The 19,103-nt window shown below is 43.6% G+C and carries 18 protein-coding genes; 3 read left to right on the forward strand and 15 right to left on the reverse strand.

Going from position 1 to position 19,103, the window contains the following annotated elements; genetic code table 11:
* Positions 1-7: 7 nt before the first annotated feature.
* Complete coding sequence (locus DXA36_RS00105; RefSeq protein ID WP_118675668.1) at positions 8-1,531, reverse strand: GH25 family lysozyme; 1,524 nt, start codon at positions 1,529-1,531, stop codon at positions 8-10.
* Positions 1,532-2,008: 477 nt separating this feature from the next.
* On the opposite strand from DXA36_RS00105, the gene DXA36_RS00110 reads away from it, so the two are divergent.
* Positions 2,009-2,359 carry a hypothetical protein gene (locus DXA36_RS00110; protein WP_147366523.1) on the forward strand — a complete coding sequence of 117 codons (351 nt, stop codon included), beginning with the start codon at positions 2,009-2,011 and terminating at the stop codon, positions 2,357-2,359.
* A 26-nt stretch (positions 2,360-2,385) separates the two neighbouring features.
* Here DXA36_RS00110 and DXA36_RS00115 read toward each other — a convergent pair whose 3' ends face one another.
* On the reverse strand, positions 2,386-2,730 hold the full coding sequence (locus DXA36_RS00115; RefSeq protein WP_118675670.1) for a hypothetical protein: 345 nt from the start codon (positions 2,728-2,730) through the stop codon (positions 2,386-2,388).
* A 199-nt stretch (positions 2,731-2,929) separates the two neighbouring features.
* On the opposite strand from DXA36_RS00115, the gene DXA36_RS00120 reads away from it, so the two are divergent.
* Positions 2,930-3,304: a hypothetical protein gene (locus tag DXA36_RS00120; protein ID WP_147366524.1), complete on the forward strand. Its 375-nt coding sequence runs from the start codon at positions 2,930-2,932 to the stop codon at positions 3,302-3,304.
* Between the two features lie 8 nt (positions 3,305-3,312).
* Here DXA36_RS00120 and DXA36_RS00125 read toward each other — a convergent pair whose 3' ends face one another.
* From DXA36_RS00125 to DXA36_RS00165, 9 genes are read right to left on the reverse strand one after another with little or no spacing between them, the layout of a single operon-like run.
* A complete protein-coding gene (locus DXA36_RS00125; protein WP_118675672.1) occupies positions 3,313-3,921 on the reverse strand; it encodes a hypothetical protein in 609 nt (202 codons plus the stop codon).
* A complete protein-coding gene (locus DXA36_RS00130) occupies positions 3,918-4,238 on the reverse strand; it encodes a hypothetical protein (protein ID WP_118675673.1) in 321 nt (106 codons plus the stop codon). The genes DXA36_RS00125 and DXA36_RS00130 overlap by 4 nt, the downstream gene beginning before the upstream one ends.
* 14 nt (positions 4,239-4,252) lie before the next feature.
* Positions 4,253-4,549 carry a hypothetical protein gene (locus tag DXA36_RS00135; RefSeq protein ID WP_118675674.1) on the reverse strand — a complete coding sequence of 99 codons (297 nt, stop codon included), beginning with the start codon at positions 4,547-4,549 and terminating at the stop codon, positions 4,253-4,255.
* 15 nt (positions 4,550-4,564) lie between these two features.
* Positions 4,565-6,172 (reverse strand): DUF5048 domain-containing protein, encoded by a 1,608-nt coding sequence (locus tag DXA36_RS00140; RefSeq protein ID WP_118675675.1) that lies wholly within the window; start codon positions 6,170-6,172, stop codon positions 4,565-4,567.
* Positions 6,173-6,175: 3 nt separating this feature from the next.
* Positions 6,176-7,078 (reverse strand): hypothetical protein, encoded by a 903-nt coding sequence (locus tag DXA36_RS00145; RefSeq protein WP_118675676.1) that lies wholly within the window; start codon positions 7,076-7,078, stop codon positions 6,176-6,178.
* A gap of 17 nt (positions 7,079-7,095) precedes the next feature.
* Positions 7,096-8,244: a hypothetical protein gene (locus DXA36_RS00150; RefSeq protein WP_147366525.1), complete on the reverse strand. Its 1,149-nt coding sequence runs from the start codon at positions 8,242-8,244 to the stop codon at positions 7,096-7,098.
* A 10-nt stretch (positions 8,245-8,254) separates the two neighbouring features.
* Positions 8,255-10,234 carry a hypothetical protein gene (locus DXA36_RS00155; protein ID WP_118675678.1) on the reverse strand — a complete coding sequence of 660 codons (1,980 nt, stop codon included), beginning with the start codon at positions 10,232-10,234 and terminating at the stop codon, positions 8,255-8,257.
* Positions 10,235-10,263: 29 nt separating this feature from the next.
* On the reverse strand, positions 10,264-10,542 hold the full coding sequence (locus tag DXA36_RS00160; RefSeq protein ID WP_118675679.1) for a hypothetical protein: 279 nt from the start codon (positions 10,540-10,542) through the stop codon (positions 10,264-10,266).
* A 12-nt stretch (positions 10,543-10,554) separates the two neighbouring features.
* Positions 10,555-15,297 (reverse strand): hypothetical protein, encoded by a 4,743-nt coding sequence (locus DXA36_RS00165; protein WP_118675680.1) that lies wholly within the window; start codon positions 15,295-15,297, stop codon positions 10,555-10,557.
* Positions 15,298-15,450: 153 nt separating this feature from the next.
* On the opposite strand from DXA36_RS00165, the gene DXA36_RS00170 reads away from it, so the two are divergent.
* The gene (locus DXA36_RS00170; protein ID WP_118675681.1) at positions 15,451-16,092 is read left to right on the forward strand and encodes a hypothetical protein; all 642 of its coding nucleotides are present in this window, start codon (positions 15,451-15,453) and stop codon (positions 16,090-16,092) included.
* 458 nt (positions 16,093-16,550) lie between these two features.
* On the opposite strand, the gene DXA36_RS00175 is transcribed toward DXA36_RS00170, so the two are convergent.
* Genes DXA36_RS00175 through DXA36_RS00190 form a run of 4 tightly spaced genes read right to left on the reverse strand, consistent with a single transcriptional unit; the run spans position 16,551 to position 18,993 of the window.
* The gene (locus tag DXA36_RS00175; protein WP_118675682.1) at positions 16,551-18,032 is read right to left on the reverse strand and encodes a phage tail tape measure protein; all 1,482 of its coding nucleotides are present in this window, start codon (positions 18,030-18,032) and stop codon (positions 16,551-16,553) included.
* Between the two features lie 36 nt (positions 18,033-18,068).
* Positions 18,069-18,362: a hypothetical protein gene (locus DXA36_RS00180; protein ID WP_118675683.1), complete on the reverse strand. Its 294-nt coding sequence runs from the start codon at positions 18,360-18,362 to the stop codon at positions 18,069-18,071.
* Positions 18,363-18,413: 51 nt separating this feature from the next.
* Complete coding sequence (locus DXA36_RS00185) at positions 18,414-18,710, reverse strand: hypothetical protein (protein WP_118675684.1); 297 nt, start codon at positions 18,708-18,710, stop codon at positions 18,414-18,416.
* A 4-nt stretch (positions 18,711-18,714) separates the two neighbouring features.
* On the reverse strand, positions 18,715-18,993 hold the full coding sequence (locus DXA36_RS00190) for a hypothetical protein (protein WP_118675685.1): 279 nt from the start codon (positions 18,991-18,993) through the stop codon (positions 18,715-18,717).
* Positions 18,994-19,103 lie beyond the last annotated feature (110 nt).

A 19,103-nucleotide genomic window follows, 5' to 3' on the forward strand; every position in this document is an offset into this window, starting at 1 on the left:
AACCTTTCTACAGCTTGATGTATTTATTGGAAACATAACCTGTTTTTTTCTGGAATTCGATATAATACCAGCCGGTAGCGGTATCCTGATGAAGAATGTTCACGGTGTCATTTGCCGATAAAATAAACGCGGCTTGTCCGGAAATAGGGGAGCGTCGGCAGTTTAGCCGGCTGCAGTTGGAAACGGTTCCTTTGACGGAACGGATATAAGAATAGCTGCACCATTTATCCTCTGTGCGGCTGATTTTACACCAGTTATTTTCCATTATGTATATATTTACGGTGTCTCCCTTGTGCATCTGAGCGATGATTTGCCCGGATGTGGAGGGAGCATTTCTTATATTGAGGGTTGATGCGGTAATTTCATTCCAGTGCCTGTTATCCGGAGCAGATGGGGGAACGGCGCCGGCAGCGTATTCTTTGTATAAATGATTAACATCTATGGGATTCATAGAACCGGGAACGCGGGCGGAGCCATACTGCCATATTTCATATTTTTCCGCGGAGGGGGGATTGACAGAATATCGTGCGCACCAGATATCATATTTTTTGAGGCGGCTGTAATCAACCATGGTCTGAAACCAGTTATCCGAGGCATATACGCCCGGCAGATAGCCACGTTCCCGGATTCGGTCACAGAATGCCATAATATTTTTGGTACGCTGTTCTTTTGTGAGATTGTCGGCACGTCCCGAATGGGATTGGTTGGCGTATTCGGAATCAATGAAGATGGGATAGGTGACCGGATAGTTTTTGATTTGATTTATTGTCCAGTCGGCCTGTTGGATAGCTTCTGTTTCGTTGACGGATTGATCATATAAATAGAAGCCAATTCTCATGTGATTGTTCAGGGCTTCTGTTGTGTAGAAAAGGAACTTCTTGTCAAGAGTCAGGACGCCGGTGGTGTAAGAACGGTAGCTAACCCGGATGATTATATCTTTGTATTTGGCAGCGGTGAGGGACAGGTTGATGGTATTGTGATGGGAGATATCGATTAAATCACGAATCGGATTGGAGGGCCGGGAATGAGGGGGAGAATTGTATTTTCGTGCGTTTGTATAGTCAATACCGGATAGTTCTCCATAGTATGTGAAGGCATTTCCGCGGGAAGAATATTTGGTTCGGACAAGATCGTCGGCAGTACTTTTTGCTTCCAGGATCCACGCTTCGCCGGTATCGTCAATTTCAATGATGCCGATATGTCCGCTGCGCCAGATAAGCATACCGTTCATCAGGCGGCTGGGATCGGAGACTCTGTACAGGTGGGTCATTTTTGCTTTTAGCTGGGAACTTCCTATGTGGGGGATTCCGAAGGATTTGCATACAAAACCGGAACAGTCAATCCCTGTTTTCCCGACTTTGCACAAGGCCATGGCTTTGATGGATGGGGTATAGACGGTGGGGTACATGGAGGCGAGGGCGGCGATTTTGGATGGGGTTATGGGTTCGTATTTCAGGCCGTATATGTATACGATGCCGGTGGAGAGCATTTCTTTAGCAAGGGTGATGGCGGTTGGGATTGAGGTTGGCATGTGGTGGGGGTCCTTTCTTTGTTGGTGGGTGAGGATGGGATGGGGTAGAGGCGGTGGAGATTTTTAATGGGGGGAGTATTTTGTTGTGAGGGAGGATAATGGGGATAAGATTGAGACGGATTAAAATAGGGGAGGGCGGAGAACGTGTTGAGAATTGTGGAGGAAATTATTGCAGATAGGGTTAGATGTATAGATGAAATAAATGCATTAGTTAAATAGATTGGTTTGGAGGTTAGATTATAAAATAGCGATTTAGGAGGGTTAAAATTTAAGGAGGAGTCAGGAGTAAAGTATATACGAGGTGCTGATGCAGTATGGGTCCCATTTAACGGCATATCCTATATTGCAAATCTCAAAGGCAAGTATGGGACAGGCAACAATGCTTATATAGCGGCTACGCCCGAAGAAATTCAAGGTTATGAACTTGTACTTTATGGATTTACAAATTTAAATGTTGCAGGAGCAATGCAAGCTTCAGTGATTAGTGCCGATAATGCTCGTGTTCAGGCGGGTTCTCAATATGGTACTGTTGTTTCTGGCATGTTTGGCGGTTATTACATCAAAACCGGAACTCCTTATATAATCAAGGAACACGCTCTCGTAAAAACCTCAACAGCGAATTTGAGTAATAACATTCCCGGTTATAGGCTTGTTGGAGGTGTATTACATTTTAGCGACTATACTTCTAGTCAGTCTGGAGGTGCTGCAATAGGAAATCTGACTATGGACAACACATCTGATACTATGATCGCTAATATTTCATTCCAATACTCCGACGTTATTGCAAGTGCAAAACTTTTATATTTGCCAGGTTCAAGCCCTATATGATTGCATGCAGGGAAAGATTATTAAATTTAAGATATTCTAAGGTTGGTTATCCTTACAAAACTTTCCTTACCCGTATCACTTCCTGGTGTTAGCGTTATCCTCAAAAGCACATATGGGCTTATATTCATATCCTTTCCTATGGAATAGGAAAGATTCGTTGAGATGCCACCTGATGTAGTGCCTACAAATGAATAAGTAATCCACTGATTATTGTACTTTTCTATCTTTTCAATGTAGAAGGTTTCATAATCTTCTACGTTGAATTTATACGCTACCTGGCATTGGCGGTTTGCACCCCCAACATATGCCCATAGTTCGGGCATCACAATAGGGTTTTTACCCAATTTTTTTGGTACTGAATCGGCACCCATAACATACTTCCCGGTGGCATCTTCATAGAAGGATAGGCCCCCTAAATCGCTACTTTGTTAAATTGACAAACAATGATATTATTGTACATAAGCAAATAAATAATATGGATTTTCTAAACGTTTTATTAAATAAAGTAGCGATTTATCCTCCCTGAACGACAGCGGAGCGATTAAGGGCATGGATGCCAGGGAGGACGGTGTGTATATTACTTATATACCCACTACTGGTGCCGATACAGTGACAAAAAAATTAGGTAACTCCATTTATTTGGGAACTGCAAGGGGCACTTTTAAAACTCTTACTCCTAAACTGGAAATACCATATACCTATGATTTAAGTCAATCCGATGCCGAATATATAAGGTTTGTGGTTAATCCTGAGCCTACAGGAATTTTTATGGGTTCTGTAGAACAATCTTCTAATGTACCTTGGATGGGTTTAAATTCTTATAATATTACAATTGATACAGAACACAAAACTTTAAACATTACGATGACTCTAAACGTACCCTGGGGAAGTATTGGTAATTGTGAATTTCGATGTGCATTCGATATTTATCTTTTATCATTTTAAAGCGGGCATTAAATTAATAAAAAAATGGAGCCACTGGTATAAGCATTTCCGTAAGAATTTTTAAAGGCAGCTGTTATCGTTTGGCTTGTTGCAGCTTTTATTGTAAATATACTGTTGTTCATAATCCTATTTTCGTCAGGCATCGTTATACAGCTTGATAGCAGTTCCGATTCACAATCAAGCTGGATTTCAAGCGTTTTATTCATTGTGCTTATTACATTTACCACAATGATTCCTTCAGTAATACCGTCAGGAAGCTGAATGGAAATTGCTGTGCTATTATTTATTTTGTTTTCGGCAGCAATTTCTCCTGATTTAAAAGGGTGAACTGTATCAGCACCATCCTTCCAGCCTGGCCGCCCATCGACTGTATGTCCGAAATGATTGCCCCCTAAATCGCTATTTAATTCACTAACCAACGCCGTACTAGCCGCAATTTTGTCGCTGTTCGATTCCCGCGAGCTGGAGATGCCATCGATGGCACCTAATTTGGCCTGAGCGGTCTTTCCATCATCGAATTCCAGTGTATTTGCTTTCGTCCAGTGGGATACAAGCTGGAAACCGGATGAAGTTAATATGTATTTTTTGAATTTTTTGTAACCTGATACAATGCTCATATTATTTCCCTTTCTTCGTATTCTTTATTCCAGAAAAACATACCTTCCATTTCTTCCAAAGTAGGTTCTGTATCTGAATAAACGTTATAAATTTGGCGGTTTTTGCCTGAGAGCTGCTGCTCGATAAAAACCAGTTTCTGTTCTATGAAATTGAAAAGGGAGGCGGTGAACGCCTCCAGGTCAGGATGATTCCGGATAAGGCCGGCGGCGCCTGCCGGATTGCCGGCTTTCAGGAGCGCTTTGTGCTGGTCGGAAACATCCTTGTTCCGCAGACGGGCTGAGCTGTGCGGGATGTAGGTAAAATCGTCATTGTTCATGGAAGCCTCCGTATCTAGTATTCGGCGAACCATTCGGTTCCGGGGCCGAAGTCACCCGCCGGTTCCGTCTGGTCTTCTGTAATTATTACTGATTGGGATAAGGATGCAACCTGCCACAGGTCGTGAAGGCCCTGTTCGATTTTGTTTATGCTGTCCATATCAATGATATAGGGCTTCAGGAGCTCCTGATTTTCTTCAAGCAGCCTGGAAGCGGAGGCATAATCCTCCTGGTCCATGTATTTATAGTATTCCAGGACAAGGGGGGCAACCGAAGAGTCCACATCTTTATAATTTGATAATTGATAAGCCAATATTTCACCTCCTTCCTATCTTGGAATCTCATAATCGTAATATAGTGGATGAAAACGGTACATGGTTATGGAGGTAGTTGGTACGGTGCCTCCCAGGTTATGAGATACGTTTTTAATAATATATTGGTAAGGATCGGGGGTATCCTGTTTTTGCCAGGTTACCTTTTCAAATACATCCAGCCAGGGGACGCACAGGGTGGTAATGGTTACGATGTCGTTCCAGGATGAGGTTTTTATATTTTCATAGATGGCATTTTCCATTGCCACGGAATCGGATTGTATGTTTTCATAGGTATCCCCGGTTTTGACGTCGAGTACGATGCCTATCTGCTGTATGGTGAAGGGGTTGTCCGGTTCCACCCGGAATACAATATTCTTGCAGTTATACCGTTCTTTAAAATAGTCTTTGGTATATACGGGATCGTCCGAAGAAGCGGTAAGCACGCATACGGCGTGGGGCTGGTACTGGCCGAGATAGTAGAAACGGCCTGCTTTTTCCACCCTTTTATACTGCAGAACATAGGTTTCATCCTTATGCATGGTCCCTTTTTCAACGGGTGTGGTGGTGTTTTCGTAATAAATGGGAGTGGGAGAGAGGTTGTTAATCTGCAGCTGCATACCGTCCTGGTTATCGCTGGTTGGGATAAAGGCAATATAATCATTGGATGCATATTTGTCATATTCGCTGAGCTGCAGACGGTAGGTATTTCCCGAGGTGGTGCATTCCGTAGCCATTCTGTCAATATCGTAGACGGAACCGAGGACTTCAGTTACATTTTTTATGTTTTCGATATCATAGTCCACGGATTCCCCGCTGTCTGTGATTACCGATTGCAGGAAGGCATTGTCCAGGGTAATCGGATCATTTTCACATGAAGGGATCGAATGGCAGCAGAAGTTATTGTATACGTCAAAATATTTCTGGATATTGGGATAGAGTCCCGTAATTTCGTTAATTTCGTCGGAAACCATACAGCCTATATTAAATTCCAGGTCATAGGGAAGGCGGTTCCAGTCGGGGTTATCCTCCCGGTATTTCTCATAGTCCGGGTTATTGGAGGGCATACCGTAAAATTCACCGATATCATCAATAATATAATTGTGGATATCGCCCTGTTGTTTGAGGATGGTTGAAAGGATATCGCGTAAAGTGGATTTATTTCCTTCCTCATCCTGAACGGGAATCTTAATGAGAGGGGTACCGCCCACCTGTCCGTTGCGGGTGCCGTTTAACTTGGCGAACCAGTCGGACACGGTCAGGGAAAGCGTGTGGCTTGTGCTGTTATATTGGGTATTGGAAGCCGTAATCAGATAGGTGCCGCAGGGGTACCATACATAATCTTTTTTTATAATGCTGTACAGGCCGATTTCAAAGGTAAAATCCAGGCCGAACCAGCTTTGGATTTTTTCTTCGATGTTTGTCTGGAATTCATCCAGGGATAACGTAAGGTTCAGGGTACGGCGGATATCGGATTCCCCGTTTATACCGTAGGTCCCGGCCTGGGAAATTCCGTAAAGCACATCGACGATCCGGCTGCCTATCATAACGCTGAGGCGGTATTTATAGTCCAGGGATCCCTGGCTGAAAAGAAGTTTATCTTCTTCGGTTATTGTATATCTCATAAATCACCACCATTCTACGCCGACAGGGCTTAATCCATTGATATACAGGGATTGGGGATCGTTGACGTCCCCTGTCTGGGTGAACTGGAAGGTGATTTTGCGCAGGTCTTTATGACCCTCCTCCGTGTCGGTCGGCGTACCCACAATTTGTATCATCCAAATGCGTCCGTCATCCCATTTGAGTATTTTGGGTTTTTTATCGGTTAAAAAGTCAATGAAATCCTTTCTCAGCTGTACGCCTCCGGCGAGGTCTACGATACAGTCCCGGGTATCCGATTTGAGGAAAACGCCGGTAACTGTGCCGGTATCGTAATTAAAGGCGCCGTTGCTTATGACCTTGGCGTATTGGCTGTTTAAAAGGTTGACAGCTTCCCCGGAGACTGTCCTGGTCGTATCGCAGCCGTCCAGGTTGTAAATGGTTCCCACGGCATTGTCCTGGTTTACCAGGAAAAATCCGTTAAAGCCGGAGTGGACTTCCTTGGTGACATAGCTGTTTTCAATCCCGTTGCAGGTGGAAGCAAGCATAAATTCGTAATCGGTGTCTCCCCGTGCATAGCGGTAAAAGTAAAGCATTTTGAAATCGTCTATGGTGTTGATGGTTTTCGTATGAATGGTCATCCAGTCCATGCTTCCTTTTTCACGGCATTTAACCACCATTATGTCGGTGTTTCTTAAACTGAAGCCGGAATTGCCGGCATCCAGGCTGTCGTCGAAGGGAGCGCTCAGCAGCGTGTCTCCATTCCATTCGTTATGGGTGCTTTCGATAGGCTCCTCCGCGTTTTTGCTTACATAGAGATGATCAAAGGTGCCGTTTGTGAGTTTTATTTCCGTGATCGGGCTGACATGTACGGCAGGAGGATCCAGGGTGTGTGAGCCGCTGAAAAAAGTGGTTCCAAGAAATAGCATAGTGCGTCAGTCTCCTTTCAGGTATCTTCGATAGTGGTGTTCGCTTCATAATACACACGCAGGTCATACAGTCCTTTTTTGAAGCTTATTTCAAATACTGCGGTATAAAGATCCGGATAATCGGTACCGGCGGCCATGAGCAGGTTGTTTTCAGTGTCGGTGAGCAGGAAGCCCTGCGAATCGGAAAGGAAGGGCTGAGGCAGTTCTGCAAATATGTGGTAGTTTCCAAGGGTTTCTCCATAGGGGATATGCAGTACTCCATAAAAGGCTTTTCCAAGTTTTTCTATGTGCAGGTCGAGGTAATTTCCGGTTTCCGGGCAGCGCATTTTGAAAAAAGCGGCTTGCAGAGGGATTTTCCTGGCTTTGACAAATACTTTGAACTCGTCGGTAATGGTAAAGCCGGCGTTATAGGTCAGGGTGTTGTCACTGCCGATAATCAGTTCGCTGTTTTTAATGGTGTAGTTGTCATTGTCGATCTCATAGCCGATGTCAATAACTCCGCTTTCCAGGGATATACTGCCGTCTTCCGGCTGGTTCTTTACTTCAAACAGAACATTGGCGGGCATGAGGAAGTACTGGACACTTAATTTGATGTATCCGGTATCTAAGGAAAAGCCGTGGGCTGTGGTACCGGTTGCCCTCACATAATACTCACTTTCATTTTTCAGGCCGTAAAAGGTGTGGCTCATGTCGGATGTATCGTATTTATGGCCGGAGGAAGCTGCAGGGGATTTATCATAGTTATAGAGAAAAAACTGAAAATCCTGCAGAGGTTCCTTTTCTTTTTGGAAATAGAAAAGATCGATTTCAGGGTTGGCCGTATGGATAATCGTATCATTCGGTATGTTTTCAAAATGAAATTCGGGCGTAGAATAACAATAAAAGAGTACGGGGGCGGAAAGGGCGGACGTATTGCCGTAAGCATCAAATACCTGGATTTGGATCTGGTAGCTTTTGCCGGGGGTAAAGGTATCCGCCGGAAATACGTGATCCAGACGCATGCGGTCCTGTTCGGCATCATATATGGTCTGATAGGTTTCGTTATCCAGTACAACGGCGCGGTTGCGGACGGTCTGGTTCCCGGTATACGTAAAAGGAACGGAATGGTTGTACCGGGGATCGAACGCGTTTATGGGATGTATCATTGGAGTATTTAAAATTGCCATGGCATCCTCCTTAGTATTCCTGAAGCCAGTAATTGTTTACGGACAGGCCGGAAGGTTCGGTCGCGCTGATTTTTTCTTTGGTTGCACCGCCGCTCAGGGTGGTGGTGATGGATACGTTTCCGGAAAGGTTGGTGGAGGCGGAACCGGTTACATCCCCTGTGAGGGAGATTGTCCGGTTGGCGGAAAGCCTGGCTGCACTGGCAGCGGCACCGCCCGGCGTGTCGGAACCGGCATAATTGTGGGTATGGGATTTGGCAGCGGCATCGGTAATGCCGTAGCCCGCCAGGGTGGCAGGGTTGGTGCCGCCGGTTACATGGCCCTGGGCGTTTACGGTAACGCTTTTGTAAGTGCCTGCCGTTACCCCGCTGGACGGGTGGGTATATTTATTAGCTTCAGCAGCAATCCCGTTTAACTTGCCCAGAAGAGCCGTCGTGAAATCATTGGAGGACAGGCCTTTTCCTGTTTCCTTATCCACTTTGTCGGAGACGGTATTCCATTTGTCAACCACTGGCTGGGAAATAGAATCCAGAATGCTTTTGTTGGCATGGGTATGGTTCTGGCCCGTGTCCACATCGGCAGAGGTGAGATAGCCGGCATCGTTGGTAAACTGAGACAATTTGGTAGGCATGTCGGTTATCTGTGACTTGGCGTGGGTATGGGCGGAGGGCGGGAAAGCGGCGGGTTTATTTTTGATATAAGAATCCGAGGCGGTATCGGTTATGTTCCAGTCCGCCTGGACATTGACCTGGGCGCCGTTTGCGATCCCGGAAAGCTTATCCAGTGTGGCCTGTGTGATTTTGTCAATTGTGTCTTTGTTTGCATGGACGTGTTTTTTGGTGTTGGCATCGTTCCAGTTTGTCCGTTCGGACGCTGTGACGGCGGCATCGTCGGGAAGGCGGTAAACGGGGGTTTCCGTGCCGTTGATTTTGATATTTCCGTTGACGGAGGAAGCTTCTGTTTTCGTGGCGTCCATTCTGGCATGGGCCGCCAGGCTGTGGTCGTACGCTTGTTTTCCCAAATCGCCGGGGAAAGCGGTAACCCCATCGCTGCCTAAGGCAACACCGATGCCGTCGGCGCTCACGACGGTTTTCCCCACAGAACCGGAAATGCCGGTAGTGTCAGGCTTGGCCGCTACCGAATCGGCGGCGACGGAGATTCCGTTTCCGGCTCCTACGTGAAGGGTACGGTCGGCCGACAGGGAGCCGCCGCCTGTAAGACCGTTCCCGGCATTGATTTTTCTGGTCTCAATGACCGCGCCGTCGATATTTGTCTGGCAGACGGTCCAGTCGGAAGGAAGGCCGCCGGAACCGTTTCTGTCCGTGAGCGCGATGATCAGATCGCCGGTTTCACAGGTCTGCCCGGCGTAGGTGCCGGGGGTGATAACGCGGTAGGTCCAGCCTGTCAGATAAGCGGAGGGCAGGGCGGTAATGGTACCGCCGGTTCCGAGTGTTCCTTTAAAAATCATGGCATCGGAAGCGGCGATTCCGTTGGCAATTGCCCGGCTGACATATTCCGTATTGGCAAGCTGTCCGTCATTGCTGTCCGGTTCCGCGGTGGGGGCGGTGGGGATACCTGTAAATACGGGACTGGTGAACATGACGGCTTTGGATTCATTTGTAACATTTCCCAGGCCGACCTGGGCTTTTGTTGTGGCATGGGGATTGCCGGTATCGGCTTTATGTGTGTTGAGGCTGTCTTCCAGGTTTTTGCCTGCACAACCTTCAAAGACGGTTCCGGCTGCGTTGCCGAAATTTAGGTTGGCGGAGGGAAGCTTTGTGTTTTCATCCAGAGGGGCGATGCCGTCCGCGGCACCCACGGTCTCCTGATGGGCATAATAGGTATTGATATCATCGTGCCATTTCAGATACTGGACAAGCTGCCTGAGCGTACCCTTGCGGGTAGTATTCTGGTCTTCTATGATCGTGATGTCAGAATCCTGGAGATTCTGCACCTCTTCTAAATTTTTCAGTTTTTTATAAGGAATGGGCATATATTCACCTCCATAGTGAGGATAAACGATTATAATTTTGCAAGGATCACCTTTCGGTTAAAGTCCCCGGAAATGCAGTAAACCAGGCATTTGTTTCCGGGAGTGAAGGTGAGTGCGGTTCCGTTTTTAATATCATAGGGCTTCTGGTTGACAATGACCCGGCAGGTGCCGTCCCCATTGTCTTTCTGGATAAAGCCTTCATAGTCGTATCTGGTGTTGTTCAGGGTATCGGCAATTGCCCTGGCCAGGACGGAAATTGCCTTTTCGTCGTATTTTTCCATAGTGTAAAGGGTATGCATCAGCTGCAAACCCTTGTCCGGTCACCCCCTTTTTGATAATTCCTGTTTAATTTGTGTCGGCAGCCGCATGACGATTTGTTTGGATAGTGTATCCGCGTTCTGTACATTTTCAAGAATGACATCGCCGATGCTTACGTTTATGAGGCTGTTCTTATTATCGTTTCCTAAGAGCTGCATGGATGCCATGGAAGCAAGAGAATTGTCTAAAATGGTGTTATGCAGCTGTAATTCGGGCACAGAAGAGAGGACAGAGTGCGTATCTCCCAGGAATACCCCATTTGTGCCTCTGGCGGATGCTTCCCTTTTTTTACGGATTAGGGCAAGGGTCTGGCTGTTGTTAAGTACCTGATCGCCGGGGCTTAAATCGGTCAGTGTGGGAGAAGAAGTAATTTCGTAGGTTCCGTTTTTATGTATGATGGTTTCCAGCTGATTGTATTCAGATACCATGGCATTTCTGGTACCATGGGAAACGCCGCCTTTCGCAAGGGCAGGGCCGAGAGGACTGCCGGAGTTTATAGAGGTTTCCGTTGCGTTCATTGTGGAAATGACAGCCGCGATATTCATGAGGTTACTCAGGATGGCAGAAAGCACATTGTTTAATTCCTGCCATTTTTGGATCTGAGCAGGAATTCCGGTTTCCTCATCCAGCGCGGCCTGGGATTGGGCAGCCATTGCTTCCAGCAGGGAACCGGAATCCTCGCCGTTGCCTTCACTGCCTTCGGAGGAATCTTTTTTCCCGGAGGAGGAGCCGGCAATGGCTGCTTTGGCTTTGTTTACACTTCCTACGATACTTTGGGAGGAATCTTCGGAAGATTCTTCTCCGGCAAACGCATCCGCAACATTGTTGATGATGGGAACGCTTTCATCCTCCAGTTGTTTCACTGCATCAATAAAAGAAACATCTCCGGTTCCGGCAGATGTTTTGGTATCGGTATTGGTTCCGAGTTGTATGCCGGTACTGCCGATGACAGATCCTGTCATCTGGCCTGCCGCGGCTGCAACATTGGCAAACTGATCGATTACGATTCCGAGGGAATCATTAAGATTGGCAAAATCGACGCCTTGGCTCAGGATGTCCATATAGCCCTGGGTATCCTGCAGAAAGCTGGGGAGGGCGGAGACATCGATGCCGGTCAGGTCGGATAAGGAGGACAGCATTTCTTTGTTGCCCGCATAAATATCGGATAGGATTCCAAGGTATTTTTCTCTGACACGTTCAAGAAGTTCGTCATTGGAAAGGTTTTCGATATCCTCCTGTGAAATCCCTATGGATAGGAGCCGGGCGTTCATTTCCATTTCTTCCTGGAGTTCCTGAAGCGCTTCCCAGCGTGATTTGGTTTCTTCCGCACCGTCGATCTGGGCATCCCAATAGGATTCGGTATTGGCTATCAGCTGTTCGTAATATTCATCAACCCGGTCGATCTGTTCACTGATTGCATCCTGCTGTTCTTCCAGGACTTCTTTTTTCTTTTCCAGGAGGGAGATTTCTTTTTCGATATCGGCAATGCGGATTTGATCCTCCGCTTCTTTGACGGCCTGTTCCTGATCACGGATAGCACCGGTATCTGTCTGGTAAATAAAACCTTTATCTTTGCCGCTGTAGACGTATTCGGTGCGCTGGTTGCGCAGCCTTTCAAGCTCATACTGTTCCTTTTCCAGGTTTATGGCATTTTCGCGGGCTTCGTTTTCTTCGTTAATGGCATCGATCTGGGCCTGTTTGGAATCGATCTGTTTATCAATTAACTTGATTTGTTCTTCGATGGCATCCTTTTGGGCTTCTAGGGCTTCCTTGGCCGCCTCCTGCTGTGATTTCAGGGAATCGACGGCGGCGTCCTTTTGATCGTTCAGGGAATCGATATGTTTATCGATCTGTTTGACAACATCGGATATGACGGATTCGTATAGGTCTCGCATACCGTCGAGGTATTCTTTTTGGTATTTGTTGTATTCATCGATGTATTTTTCGTTGCCTTTGAAATACCTTTCATTCATGGCACGAAGGGTATCGAGGTATTGTTTTTCGTTGATTTTGTCGCGGTCTCTGATATCTTTGAGCTTTTTGTATTGTTCTTCAAAGGCGGTTACGGTGGCGTCGGCGGCTTCTTTGCTGGCAGCTCCTGCGGCTTTGGCGGCACTGGCACCGGCTTTTTTGCTCCCTGTCATAAACGATGCAAGTGACGACATCATACTATCTACAGAGGTATTAAACATGTCGTTATATTTAGTCAATATGCCCTGGATTTCTTCATCGGTTGCACCGTCTTTTTGGGCTTCAGCAATACTTTTTGCTATTACGGCGGAGGTATTCTCATTCAAAGCTTGTGTTTCTGAATTGATTTTCTCAACTGCCGTTTGCGAGGCATCCGCATTTTCATTTGTTGCGTTTTTTGATTTGCTTTTGGCAAGTGCTTCAATTTCAGCAGCAGCGGCATTCTCTAATTTTGTACGGTATTCTAAGAGCTGCATTGCAACAAGTTCTCTATAGGAATCTTCATTAATTACCAACTGACCATTTTTTACTTCCAACATTGCTATATAGTTTTCATCGGCAGTTAATAATGATTGAAGTGTATCTAATGATAAAGAACCATTTTCGTTATATTCTGCAATTGCATTTGATACTATACCATATGAAGATTGTAATCCGTCTATTTGCGCTGTTAATCCATCAAATTCTGCTTGTGCCTTTATGGAATCAGCAATAAGATCCTTTATCATAGTACCAAATTTTGAATCGGAACCAATGTTGGAATCTGCCAAAATGGAATCTGCATATTTTTCAGAAATTGATTCTAATTCATTGCCCAGTGCTTTAAGGCTGTCAGGTTGTTCCTCAATAAATTCCCAATTTAATGATTCTCCCATTCCGGCTACTGCACTATTAATATCTTTAATCGAATTTATAAGTTCTTCGGAAGAATAATTTCCTGAATATAGAGTGGCTAAAGAATTTTTTAGTGTATTGATATTTCCGGTTGCCTTACTGAGACCATCTAAAGTTGAATTTGTAGATTCGTTTCCATACTGTTCTGAATTATTTGGAACGCCTTGTTGTTTTAAGTCATTAAAGTATGTTACGGCACTTTGTGGATCTTTGTTGTATTCTTCGGAAAGATTATCAACCGCATCTTTCTTGGAAGTGAAGACTACAGGGATTTTAATAGAATTTTCTTCACAAAAGGATTTAATTACTTTATATGCTTCGTTAAAGCTTCTTAAATATTCTTCAATGGACTCATTATCAGTAGGAGGGGCATATAGGTTAATTAATGCTTCCTTTGTTGAACTATTTCCTGATAATTGTTCTATAAATTCGATTATTTGGTTTTTTACAAACGCCATTTTATCTTCATCATACTCAAGGGATCCCCAAACTGTTTTACTGCTTATATCTTCTATATTAAATCCTTTTAAGTACTCAGAAACAAAAATTTGTTGCTCATCAGATAAAGAGGAAAAGCCGTCGGCATATTCTGCGATATTGTTCAATTCTGTTTGAATAGAATTATTAGCCGCAGAAATGGAATCTTTCATGTCTAAATATGTCTGAGCACAACTAGTAGCTTTTTGTGTAAATATATCAAATTGGCTGTCATCAAGTTTAACATCTTCAGAAGATAAAGATTTGGTAATAACATTAATATTTTTTGCTATTTTTTCTACATAATCGTCCCAAAAACTACTTTCGCTCCAAGTACCATTATCATTGAAATATTTTTGGATTTCTTTTTCGACATCTTCTACTCCAAGCAATGACATAATCTGTTTTGCCATATCTGTAGATGAAAAGTTAACTCTATCTGTATTGTATAAATCATACAGAGAATCTTTGAATGAAGAAAATTTGTTACCGTATAACACATTTCCGTTATTGGATAAAACCTTGCCGTCTAAGGCTTTGCTATATTCCGCAATATGACCGGACATAGCAACATCCAGTTGCTCAAGATTAGTCATTTTCCCTAATTCATTCTGACGTTCTTGTTTTTGTAATTCAATTGCACGTTCGATTAATCTGTTTTTATCTACAAGATACCCATTTTCTGTATTATAACCCTCTGTCAGGGAGGGAGAGATATCCACTATCTGCTGTATGATTTCTTTATATCTTTCATATTCTTCAGATGTTAATGATATATTCTTGCCATACTGGGATACACCTTTTGATAATTCATCAAATTCGGTTTTTAAACCTTTCAGAGTAGAAATATTCGAAGAATTGGTCTTTTTAAAATCATTATAATTGTCACTTAATTCACGGGCTGATTTTATGGCATTTTCATTTTTGTGAATTAAATTATCAATAACACTACATAGGGCAGATATAGCGATACTTATCCCCATGCTGAGAGCAGCATTTAGGGCAATAGCAGCAACTTTTGATGCAACCATAGAAAAAGTCAACCCGTTATGTGCTGCTTGTGCACTTTTAACTGCATCATTATAGTTGGACATGGTTGCAGCGTTGTTATTAAAATTTTTGAAAAAATCATCCAGAAAATCGTTATTGGTACCTTTGTCTAAAAAAGAAGCTAAAGCTTCAGAGCCGTTATCAAATGCCTTATTATATTCAAGTAATTTTTCTTTTACAGTTGTTTCATCAAGAAAATTGATAGGGTTACCGTCTTTCCAGGCATCTGCAATTCCGGATAGGGTGGCATCATTTGTCAGTGAAATATAATTGTTAACATTTTTCCATTTTGCGGAAATGGCATTTGCCATATCAGAAAAGGAAATGCCAAACATCCCCCATTTTGAACTCATGGTGTCTATATCGCTATTTAGAGTTTTGAATATCGTACTAATATGATGTGTTTGGCACATCTTAAGATGCGTGAGATTTATTTACAAATATTATGATGTATAGTAGAATATAACATAGGATCTGTATTTGCAGGAGAATCTGAAGGGGATATTATGAAAAAGATATTGATATTATTAGTTGCTATAATGGATTTAATTCTCATTGGTTGTGGCGAAAGCAATCAAAATATTGAAACAGCATCTGTAACGGAAACGGAGTCTGTTACAGAAATGGAAACAGAGTCTGTTACGGAAACAGCAGAGTTATTGACTGCTGAACAAATATCATATTATGAAGAATTCGCTCCAATAATGGATGAAGCTTTATCAAGAATAGCTTCAGAATCTGATAAAACCTTTGTAATGAGAAATATATACTTAAAAAAAAGTTTAGATGATAGGTTTAATGAATATACGATATTATTTAATGGTATAATCACCTTAACGTCACCCGGAGAGGCATACCAAACGGGTGTCATCGAATATGCAAGCGTAAGCTATGGTTATAGTACAATTTTTGCTGCATCTTCTTTTGAATCCAACACTAGAGCATTGGACAATGAAATGAAAAAAGCTAAGGAGATTATAAACGGCGGGTACTCCCAAGCAACTGAAAATGATGTTTTTGAAACCTACGCTCCCGATATAATACATTGGACTCGTCTTGGGGAAGACGGTTGTGATATATATTATGGTCGTATGGTTGATTCAGAAATGGAAAAAATCCAGGAAAAGTATAGCACTAAATTTAATTAAATATACTCGTAACATAATTCGTTCCAATAGTAGCATATGTGGTAGCAGAATTTTCGCTATTTCTTCACCATTCATTCCAATAGCAGGAATGCCAAACATGCAATAAAGGCAGAAGGTAAAGTTCCTGCCTAATAATTTCACTGTATTGCTCAGTGCTAGTCCCGAATGTCTGTTTAAACAGCATCGTTTCATATACTGCTTATGAGGATGTCATTACTGTGGGGATTCCGCTCAGATGAGACGGCTTTCCTGCTGACCAAATGAAACTCACGCATTTTTACAAACCTGAAATTGTCACCAATGACAGGAGAGTAGCAGAGTATTAACATTTTTCCCAGGCATAGAATTATTAACTATGCGCCTATTCAGGCCATATACCTCATTTAGCTTGATGTATTGCATCAAGTGTAATATCTAAAACTTATCTTTGATAAGAAACTTTATTACTGTCGGCATATTTATATGAGGGTTAACCTTTTAACCCTACCGACATTTTTTATTCCGGCGAATAAACCACCGGCAAGTCCAAGTGATCCTGCCGGACCAAGAGCATCAGTCAGTTTATTAACCATTTCCAATAAGGAATTCAAAGCATTGATGCCTGATATAATAGCATCTGAATTAGCGATATTCCCAACCGTATCCGTCCAGGTATTGGAAAGCCGGTTGAGGCTGCCTTCCCAGCTGTCTGCTGAACTCATGGCAGCTTCCATAGCGCTGCCGCTGCCTGCGGCATAGTCTGTAAGCATCTGATCAAAGGAACTCATATTTTGAAGAAGGGCGTCTAATTCTTCTGACTGTTCACTTCCTCCGATAGAAGTAAGGAGTTCTCCTTTTAAGGAATCGGAGTCCCCCAACCGGTTATAGGCATCTGATAAATCCCTGAGAATAGAAATAGGATCCCGAAGCTGTTCCGAACCATCGACCATTTCTGTCATGGAAACATGGACGGCATTTAAGGTGTCAACAACATCCGATGATGTGGTATCCTGTAAATTGCTGAGAATAGAGTTGATACTGTTGCCTATTTCGTTTCCGGATCCATGTGTGACAGAGCCGATAGTCCCTATCATGGCCGATAGTTCTTCCACTGTAACACGATAGCCGGATGCAGCAGTTCCAATAGTACTCATTGCTTCTGCCAAGTTGTTCAGAGAAATATTATTATGAGTTGCGATGCTGGTCTGTCCATCAAGGACTTCATTGAGTCTTTTTGCCTCACCATTAAATTTATAGGCCGCGTTTAAAGCCAATATATATTTGTCGGCTGTTTCAGCGGTCATGTTTCCGGCTGTTTGGGCAAGAAGAGATTGTTCAGCCAAATTTTTTCCCTGTTCTCCGGTATAACCGGAGTCGGCCATTTTCTTTACGCCGGATAAATAATCAGATGCTTTTTTCCCATAGGTGCTGGCAGTTTCAAAAGAGGAATTACCAAGCTGTTGTAACTGATTTTTCGTCAGATTTCCTGTTTTCCCAATATCAGTGAGAAGGGTATCAATACCTTGAAGTTCTTTTATAGATTCCTGCACCTGAGTTTTGATTCTATCTTTAATATTCCATTCGGATAGTTTGCTCATAGCACCTTTAAAGATATCACCCAAATTTTTTCCGGCTTTTCCGGTAACAGCTGCCTCATCTGTTATCTCCGAAAGATTTTTTATTAAGTTGGACGGAGCAGGATCATCATCTATTTTAGTGATCGTTTTCCCTAAATCAATAAGCTTTGTATTTAGTTCGTCACTGATGTCAGCAACACTTTCCAAAGATTGCTTTAGGTTGGCTTGCTGTTCCAGTACTTTTTCATCAACTTTTACGTTGAGTTTGATTTGACTTTGTTTTTGCAGCCTTTTTTGCATAGTTGCTAACTGTTGTCTGATTTTTTTCTCAGATTTTGTTTCGTCCAGTGCAGCTATTAAAAGTAAGCGTTTGTCATTTTCCATAAACACCTCCTGTTTTGGAGTACGAATCGTGCCGGTTTATTTTGCCGCTTCCATTTCCCGAAGCTTCTGGGCATCGTCGTGTATCTTTTCATACATTTTATCCTTGAAATCAGGGGCTGCCGTCATTTCTTCCATAAACTTCAGTACGGTTTCCATATTCTCACCGGTGAGTTTATTTTGTATGTCTGTGGTGTCTCCCAGAAGGGCGTGAACCAGATCTGCCAGCTCTTTTATATTGCTGCAGATATCCGCCCCATTAATAATCAAAAGCGTCAATGCATCCCTGCGCAGTTTCCTTAATTTCAGATAGTTCTTCATTTTTGTTATCATAAATTTTCCTCATTATTTTCTGTTTATTCTATTTCCAGTTGCCGCCGCCCGTCACCGCAGCTGTTCAATTGCCTGTTTAACCTTATCATATCCCACCATGGATCCCATCCAGTTAGCGATTCCCATGAGCGGTACATAGATAATATTCAGCCAGGTAAACGGAATGCCGGAACCGATATAATACAGAATCATTCCCCCGCATCCCACAACCAATGCAATTACCAGTACTACGATATTGGACGCATAGCTGACATGCTGCTCATCCAGAAACTTTTTTACCGCTTCGGTTACGGTTGCCGTTAAAACGGCGAAAGACATCAGTAAAAAGAGAAAGTCAGTACCATTCATATAATCACTCCCATCCGGCAGAACTGCTGTTGTCCCTGCCTGCTTCTGTTGCCGCCTGTCCGTTATCCGGCCTGTTTTCCAGCCAGTATTTCCAGGCCACCTTGGTTTCCGGAATAAAATAAAAGGCTATCAGTTTGCCGCCGTAGCCTTCATCGATCCAAACGGGCTGGACGCCCAGCTTGGCGTAGGTTATGATCTGCCTGATATTACAGATCCTGCATAAATTGGTTTTTCCATAAACTTCCGTTACGTCTTCAAAGGTTTTATATTTGATGTTGTCCATCTCCTTTTCGTAAAAAATAGGGATGCATGACCCACAAAAAGAATATTGTGAGTGCAGGCATCCCTGTCGCGGTTGTCCGGCCCTTCCCGGTACAGCGTACCGATACTGCA

It is taken from the genome of Eisenbergiella sp. OF01-20 (assembly GCF_003478085.1).
Lineage (GTDB): Bacteria > Bacillota > Clostridia > Lachnospirales > Lachnospiraceae > Eisenbergiella.